Source organism: Methylobacterium sp. WL6 (assembly GCF_008040095.1).
GTDB lineage: Bacteria > Pseudomonadota > Alphaproteobacteria > Rhizobiales > Beijerinckiaceae > Methylobacterium.
This window is the reverse complement of the sequence record NZ_VRVH01000640.1, coordinates 1-725: the sequence shown is the minus strand read 5'-3', so window position 1 is coordinate 725 and position 725 is coordinate 1. Positions and strand designations below refer to the sequence as shown.

Below are 725 nucleotides of genomic sequence, written 5' to 3'. Positions count from 1 at the left end.
GGGCAGGCCGAGCGCCGCGGCGGCGCGGGCGACGGCGCGGGCCTCGTCGGCGGATTCGGGACGCAGGCCGTGGTCCACCGTCGCGACGAAGAGCGCGCCGGCCCGGCACGCGGCGGCGGCGTGCATCAGGGCGGTGGAATCGGGCCCCCCGGAGACGGCGAGCACCACGGGCGCGTCCCCGGCGAGCCAAGGTGCGAGGGCGTTGGCGAGGGCGCGACGGATCCGGTCACCGGGATCGTCGCGCGGGTCGCTCACGCGGTGCAGCGCGCGCGCTTCTGCTCGCGCGCCACGCTCTGGCGCACGTTCGAGCCGGCGGAGGGGAACTTGCGGTCGAGCTCGGCCAGGGTCGCGCAGGCCTGCTCGCGCGCGCCCAGCGCGTTGAGCGAGACGCCGAGCTTCAGCATCGCCTCCGGCGCCTGGGGCGAGCGGGCGTAGTCGGTCGAGACCTTCAGGAACTGCTCGGCCGCCTCGCGGTTGCGGTTGCGCTGCAGGTAGCTCTCGCCGAGCCAGTAGGTCGCGGCCGGGACGTGGCCGTCGCGCGGGTGCGACTGGATGAACTGGCGGAAGGCCATCTCGGCCTGCTCGTAGCGCTTCTCGCGGATGTGGCCGACGGCGGCCTCGTAGTCGCTCGTCGCGTCCCCGCTGCCGGTGGCGGCGACGCCTTCGACCCCGAGCAGAGCCCCGGCCGCCCCGGTGCGCCGATGCAGCTCGGCGCGACCCAGCCC

Annotated in this window: 2 protein-coding genes; both read right to left on the bottom strand. The window is 76.3% G+C overall.

From position 1 onward, the window contains the following. Window positions 1-222 (bottom strand): ATP-binding protein (locus FV230_RS28950; protein WP_246695059.1); only part of this gene is annotated, 222 nt, incomplete at its 3' end. Between the two features lie 29 nt (window positions 223-251). Further along, window positions 252-725, bottom strand: a 474-nt coding sequence (ybgF, locus tag FV230_RS28945) for a tol-pal system protein YbgF (protein WP_147844798.1), incomplete at its 5' end; no start/stop codon positions are given.